This window comes from Desertihabitans aurantiacus, assembly GCF_003344635.1.
Lineage (GTDB): Bacteria > Actinomycetota > Actinomycetes > Propionibacteriales > Propionibacteriaceae > Desertihabitans > Desertihabitans aurantiacus.
In genome coordinates this window covers 1-3,410 of record NZ_QPKK01000337.1, presented here as the reverse complement: position 1 = coordinate 3,410, position 3,410 = coordinate 1, and the positions used below count along the sequence as shown (strand labels likewise).

Annotated in this window: 4 protein-coding genes and 1 pseudogene; 1 reads left to right on the top strand and 4 read right to left on the bottom strand. The window is 75.0% G+C overall.

The features are described from left to right. From DVA66_RS18455 to DVA66_RS18445, 3 genes are all read right to left on the bottom strand, one after another. A partial coding sequence (locus tag DVA66_RS18455; protein ID WP_157974121.1) for a hypothetical protein occupies window positions 1-575 on the bottom strand: 575 nt, incomplete at its 3' end. Between the two features lie 9 nt (window positions 576-584). Next, window positions 585-1,610, bottom strand: a complete 1,026-nt coding sequence (locus DVA66_RS18450; RefSeq protein WP_198671935.1) for an arginine deiminase-related protein — start codon at window positions 1,608-1,610, stop codon at window positions 585-587. A 3-nt stretch (window positions 1,611-1,613) separates the two neighbouring features. Beyond that, window positions 1,614-2,666, bottom strand: a complete 1,053-nt coding sequence (locus DVA66_RS18445; RefSeq protein ID WP_114561344.1) for an ornithine cyclodeaminase — start codon at window positions 2,664-2,666, stop codon at window positions 1,614-1,616. A gap of 105 nt (window positions 2,667-2,771) precedes the next feature. Between DVA66_RS18445 and DVA66_RS18440 the strand changes: the two genes are divergently transcribed. Continuing rightward, the gene (locus DVA66_RS18440) at window positions 2,772-3,203 is read left to right on the top strand and encodes an Lrp/AsnC family transcriptional regulator (RefSeq protein ID WP_114561343.1); all 432 of its coding nucleotides are present in this window, start codon (window positions 2,772-2,774) and stop codon (window positions 3,201-3,203) included. A 9-nt stretch (window positions 3,204-3,212) separates the two neighbouring features. Here DVA66_RS18440 and DVA66_RS18435 read toward each other — a convergent pair. Next, a pseudogene (locus DVA66_RS18435) lies at window positions 3,213-3,410 on the bottom strand (hypothetical protein); the annotation flags it as partial.

The window sequence follows — 3,410 nt, the reverse complement described above, 5'->3', positions numbered from 1 at the left end:
ACCGTGCCGGGACGCCCCTGCCGCGGCTCGGCGGCCGACACCAGGAGGTGCGGCGTCCCCGCCGGCACCCGGAGGGCGACGTAGCGGGTCAGCCGCGGCGGCCCGGCGCCGAGGTCGTGCCGGACCACCCCCACCTCCCGGTCCGGCGACGTCTCGCTGCGCAGCCGGTGGGTGATCGTGGCCCCCGGGTGGTCCAGCACGCGGCCGCCGACGTCGGACCGGCGCGGCTCGTCGGCCAGCTGCAGGTCGTTGGCGCGGGCCAGGGCCTCCAGCCGGGCCCACCGCTCGACCGTCCCGGTGCCGAGTTGGCGGGTGATCGCACGCGCGCCGAACAGCATCACCACCAGCACCACGGCCGCCACCCCGAGGGCCGGCAGCAGGCCGCTCTCCTCACGCAGCGACAGCACCACCACGCCCGCCATCACGACGTCGCCGACGACCAGCAGGACGCCGAGCCGACGCGCCCTGCTCCGGGCCCGGTGCGCGGTCGGATGACGCCGGGGGTCGCGCAGCACCCGGGCGCGCAGGTCCGGCGGGGAGGGACGGGAGAGCGGGCTGAGGTCGAGCGCGGGCACCGGGGGAGGTTAGCGGGCCGGCAGGTGCACCCCGGCCAGCATGCAGCGCACCGAGCCGCCGGCCAGCTCGAGCGTGGGGACGTCCAGGGCCAGCACCGGCAGGTGCCGCTCGACCGCCCGGCGCTGCCGGGTGGTGAGGCTGCGCCAGCCCCGTGACGACATCGCCAGCAGCCGGCCCGTGGTGCCCGTGAGCTCGAGGGCGTTGCCCGCGAACCCGGCCACCTGGGCGGTGCTGAGGGCGACGACCTCCCCGCGCTGCGCCAGGGCCTCGGCCAGCCGGCGGCGCTGCCCGGGGTCGGGCACCAGGTCGAGCCCGACCAGGGAGAGCCCGGTGGCCAGGCAGAGCATGACGTTGGTGTGGTAGACCGCCCGACCCGTCCGGTCGGCGGTGTCGAAGGCGTGCGCCCGGTAGCCGAGGCGTGCGCAGAAGGTCGCCAGCGCGGTGTCGTCGGCGCGGAGCGAGCGGGAGACGTAGGCCGTCCGGCGGTCGGGGTCGAGGACCATCGCGCCGGTGCCCTCCAGCGGCGGGCCGTCGGTGAGGTCGACGACCTCGGTGACGCGGTAGGCCGCCCGCAGCGCGTCGACCACGTCGGCGCGGGGCTCGCGACGGCGGTTGGGCGCGTGCATCGAGTGCAGCACCACCCGTCCGTCGGCGTGGGTGGTGAACCAGTTGTTGCAGAAGACGCTGTCGGGACGATCGGGAGCCGGGTCGTCGAAGAGGTGCACCCGGACGCCGGCCGCGGTGAGCTGGTCGGCCGCCGTGGTGACCTCGGCGTACGCGTGGGCGGCGAGCTCGGTGAGGTCAGGTGATCGCCCTTCGACAGGCTCGGGGCGTTGGGTCGGGCGCGGTGCGGACCCCACCACAGCGCGCTGAGCCTGTCGTAGTGCGGCCGGCGGCACCTGGAAGGAGTTGTCGGCGGCGGTCTGCGGGTTGGGACGGAAGTGGTGCGGGCGGATCATCACCACGGCCGCGGGGGCCTGGGCGGGAGCGGGGTCGCCGGACGGGCCGAGCGTCGGCTCGGCGAGGAGGGTCACGGGTCAGCCCGCCAGCACGCGGGGCGACGCGACGGCGGCGTCGGGCACCGGGGCGACGAGCGCGAAGAGGTCCTTCGGGTCGGCGGGGGCGGCGACCAGGTCGAGCTCGGTGACGAGGTCGGTGCCACGCACCTGGTCGCGGGCGAAGCGCAGCACGGAGAAGTCCTCGACGGCGAAGCCGACCGAGTCGAACAGGGTGATCTGGTCGGCCGAGGTGCGCCCCGGCGCGGTGCCGGCCACCACCGCGGCCAGCTCGGTGACGGGGTGGTCCGGTCGGGCCTGGATCTCACCCTCGACCCGGGTCTGCGGCGGGTACTCCACGAAGACGGCGGCGCGGTCGAGGATCGCCGGGTCGAGCTCGGTCTTGCCCGGGCAGTCCCCGCCGATGGCGTTGAGGTGGACGCCGGCGCGGACGTCGGCGTCACGGAGCACGGTGGCCAGCGCCTTGTCGGCGGTGCAGGTGGTGACGACGTCGGCGCCGCGGGCGGCGGTGGCAGCGTCGGGGCACACCTCGACCTCGAAGCCGAGCGGGACGAGGTTGCCGACGACCTTGGCCACCGCGAGCGGGTCGACGTCGAACACCCGCAGCCGCTCGACGCCGAGCACCGCACGCATCCCCAGCGCCTGGAACTCCGCCTGGCTGCCGGCGCCGACCAGGGCCAGCACCTCGGCGTCCGGACGGGCCAGCAGCCGCGCGGCCAGCGCGGAGGTGGCGGCGGTCCGCAGGGCGGTGAGCAGCGTCATCTCCGAGAGGAAGGTGGGGTAGCCGTTGTGCACGTCGGCCAGCGCGCCGTAGGCGGTGACGGTCTGGTAGCCGCGGGCCGGGTTCGAGGGGTGGCCGTTGACGTACTTGTAGGCGTACTCCGTGCCGTCGGAGGTGGGCATCAGCTCGATCACCCCGAACGGGGTGTGGCTGGCCACCCGCGGCGTCTTGTCGAAGTGCTCCCAGCGCGAGAAGTCGTGCTCGAGGTAGTCGACCAGCCCGCGTAGCAGGTGCTCCACACCCCGGGTCCGGATCCACCGCGCCGTCTGCGCCACGTCCAAGAACATCACCATGCGAGCGAGCCTAGGAACCGGCGATGTGGTCACTCAATGAGCTTCCTGCCGGACTTCCGTCGTCACAACGGTCGATCTGCGCAGCGCAGACGTACGATCTGCCACATGGCGACCCTGGACGACCTCGACCGCCGGCTGCTCTCGCTGCTGCGGGCCGAGGGACGCGCCCCGGTGGCCGCGCTGGCCCGTGAGCTCGGGGTGACCCGCTCCACCGTGACCGCCCGGCTGGACCGGCTGGTCGCCGACGGCACCGTGATCGGGTTCACCGCCCGGGTGCGCGACGAGACCGACCCGCTGAGCGTCCGGGCGATCTCGCTGATCGAGGTGATCGGCCGCGACACCGACACGGTGATCAAGGTCATCCGCGGCTGGCCCGAGATCACCTCGCTGCACACCACCAACGGCGGCTGGGACCTGGTCGCCGAGCTGCAGGTGGCCGACCTCGGCGAGTTCGACCGGGTGCTCGGCCGGATCCGGCGGGTGCCGGGGGTGCGCAACACCGAGACGAGCCTGCTGCTCAGCTCGGTGCTGCGCTGAGAACCGGTCTCAGCGTGACCGCACCGCTCCGAGCGCGCCGACCCGTCCCGCCGCCGTCGCGGCCAGCCCCCGCAGACCCTCGACAGCGGCCTCGACCAGCTCGGGGGTGAACCGCCCGCTCGGGCCGCCCACCGCGACCGCCGCGAGCACCGACCCGTCCGGGCCCGGCACCGGGACGGCCACCCCGGTCACCCCGGGCTCGCGCTC